Raw genomic sequence first — 2,922 nt, 5'->3', positions numbered from 1 at the left:
CGGCGAGGGGCTCGGGGGAAGGGCGGAGTCGGCCGTCGCCGCGGGAGTGTTGCGCGCGGGGCCGGCAGCTCCCCCGGCGTCGTCCTCCGCCTCGACGAGGTCGCCCTCGGACGCCCCGTCGGCCCCGGCGGACGGCGAGGATGACACGACCTCGCGCTCACCCATCTCCGACCGCAGGGCGATCCGCACGACGGCGTTGCCCGATTCGAGCAGGAAGACCAGACAGCCGATGACGAGCAGGATCACATCGACCGACACGGTGTCGGTGGGGCGGTAGGTGGCCCAGAGCTCGCCCAACGGGCCCGGACGCGGCCGCCCGCGAGCGATGACTACGCACGCGGCCGCCGTCAGTCCCAGCAGCGCGACGGGCCAGAGCCCCGCGCGAGCGGGACCGCGTTCGGGCATGACCCACGTCCAGATGGCCGCGACGGCGACGGCGAGCAGGCCCGCGATGACGGCATCCAGCCCCGCGGAGACGACGATGAGCGCGACCGCCGAGACCGCGTAGGCGAGCCACCGACGCGCGTGGACCATCTGGCGCAGCAGATCGACAGCGCCGACGGCGAGCAGCAGGAGCCCCGCCGCGATCACGCGCGCGCCCCCGCCGTCAACGCCGCGAATCCCTCGACGATCGCGGCGGAGCCCGCTGCCGCGAGCGTCTGCGAGACCGCCGACTGCGTGATGCCTTCGGCCTCGGCGAGCGGGCGCTGCGCGCGCCCCAGACACCGGCCGTAGGTGAGCCGGCGCGCGCGCTCGCTCATGGCCGAGACCAGTTGATCGCGGGTGAGGGAGTACGCGTTGGCGAGGGCGAGGGCGTCGGCCATGGAGGCATCCTCTCCTTCGCCCCGCTCGATCCACGTGCGCGCGAGCGGCGCGGCGCGCTGTTGCAGGCGTTCGACGTGCTCGATCGCGGCGCGCGCGGCCCACCACGCCGGCCCTTCCGGGATCGTGCGGTCATCGAGGGCGATGGGGCGCACCTCGCCGACTCCGAGGCCGAAGCGGCAATCGATGTCATCGGGGAGAGCGAGGCGGAACAGCAGGAGCCAGCTCAGCGCCTCGGGCACGGTGGCGAACTCGCCCTGCAGTTCGTCGCCGACCACGGCCTCGAGAGGCTCTGCGGCAACGGGATGATCCCGCTGCACCTGTTCCACCGTCGCGACGATGCGCTGTTGTGCCGCCGCACGGTCGGCGAGGTGCCGGGAGGCGACGATATCGGCGATGACAGCGACGGTCATGCCATAAGTGTATCGCTTATCAATCAGATTTGATAAGCCAAATGCTGATATCAGTCGATCAGCGACCGCGCCGCCGACTGCGCCCGCGAGACGAGTTCCTCGCGCTGCTCGCGCACGCGCTCGGGAGCCGTCCCGCCGACGCCGGTGCGGCTCGACACCGAGCCCTCGATCGTGAGCACCTCGCGCACCGCGGGCGTGAGAGCGGGAGAGACGGATGCCAGGAGCGCGTCGTCGGCGTCTTCGAGACCGATCTCGCGCTCCTCGCACGCGCGCACCAGGGCTCCCGAGATCTCGTGCGCGTCGCGGAACGCCACTCCCTGGCGCACGAGCCACTCGGCCACGTCGGTGGCGAGCGAGAAGCCCTGCGGGGCGAGCTCGGCCATCCGCTCGGTGTGGAACCGCAGGGTCGCGATCATGCCCGAGAAGGCCGGGAGCACGAGCTCGAGGGTGCGCACCGAGTCGAAGACGGGCTCCTTGTCTTCCTGCAGGTCGCGGTTGTACGCCAGCGGGAGGCCCTTGAGCGTGGCGAGCAGGCCCGAGAGGTTGCCGATCAGGCGCCCGGCCTTGCCGCGCGCGAGCTCGGCGATGTCGGGGTTCTTCTTCTGCGGCATGATGCTCGAGCCCGTGGAGTACGCGTCGTCGAGCGTCACGAAACCGAACTCGCGGGTGTTCCAGAGGATCACGTCTTCGGCGAGGCGCGACAGGTCGACGCCGATCATCGCGGTGATGAAGGCGAACTCGGCCACGACGTCGCGCGAGGCGGTGCCGTCGAGCGAGTTCTCGGCCGGACGCGCGAGGCCGAGGCGATCGGCCACGAGCTGCGGGTCGAGGCCGAGGGTCGCCCCGGCGAGCGCTCCCCCGCCGTAGGGGGACACCGAGGCACGCACCGACCAATCGCGCAGGCGCTCGATGCCGCGCATGAAGGCCCAGCCGTAGGCCTGCAGGTGGTGGGCGAGGAGCACGGGCTGCGCGTGCTGCAGGTGCGTGCGGCCCGGCATGATCGCCCCGGCGTTCGCGTCGGCCTGGGCGACGAGAGCGTCGATCAGGCGCAGCACCTCGCGCGTCAGGGTACGGGCGTGGTCGAGCAGGTACAGGCGCACGAGGGTCGCGATCTGGTCGTTGCGACTGCGTCCGGCGCGCAGCTTGCCGCCGAGCGCGGGGCCGACGGTCTCGATGAGCACGCGCTCCAGCGCACCGTGCACGTCTTCATCGCCCGGGGCGGCGACGAGGCTGCCGTCTTTGACCCGCTCGGCGAGCTCGTCGAGGCCCGCGTGCATGGCCGCGGCCTCGTCGGCGTCGAGGTAGCCGGCGGCTTCGAGGGCGGCGGCGTGCGCGTGCGAACCGGCGATGTCGTAGAGCGCGAGGTCCCAGTCGAAGTGGGTCGAACGGCTCAGTGCCGCCAGTTCGGGAGAGGGTCCGCCCGAGAAACGGGCGCCCCAGAGGGCTCCCTCGTTCGTCGCCTGACCGGTCTCGCTACTCATGCCCCCAGCCTACCGAGGGCTGCCGACACCGCCGTCGTCGTGACGCGGGCCGGCCCGCCACGCCGCCGCCGGATGCCCCATCCGAGCCGGCCCGCCGCGCGTGCCACACTCCGGAACAATCAACGATTCCCCGCCCCTCGCGGCCCGAAAACCGGTCGAACCCCCCAAATCTTCCGGAGTTCGGCACGGCCCGCGGCCCCACGGCC

General features: G+C 72.3%; 2 protein-coding genes and 1 pseudogene. All 3 read right to left on the bottom strand.

Annotated elements, in window-relative coordinates; genetic code table 11:
- Positions 1 to 591: pseudogene (locus NS220_RS20265) on the bottom strand (hypothetical protein); the annotation flags it as partial.
- Entirely contained in the window at positions 588 to 1,235 is a 648-nt protein-coding gene (locus NS220_RS16525; RefSeq protein WP_058625107.1) for a SatD family protein, read from the bottom strand. The gene NS220_RS16525 and the pseudogene NS220_RS20265, both read right to left, overlap by 4 nt.
- Positions 1,236 to 1,285: 50 nt before the next feature.
- The gene (gene argH / locus NS220_RS16520) at positions 1,286 to 2,716 is read right to left on the bottom strand and encodes an argininosuccinate lyase (protein ID WP_058625106.1); all 1,431 of its coding nucleotides are present in this window, start codon (positions 2,714 to 2,716) and stop codon (positions 1,286 to 1,288) included.
- Between the last annotated feature and the right edge of the window lie 206 nt (positions 2,717 to 2,922).

This window comes from Microbacterium testaceum (genome assembly GCF_001476655.1).
Lineage (GTDB): Bacteria > Actinomycetota > Actinomycetes > Actinomycetales > Microbacteriaceae > Microbacterium > Microbacterium testaceum_C.
Note: the sequence above shows the minus strand (reverse complement) of the source record. Positions and strands in the feature narration are given on the sequence as shown.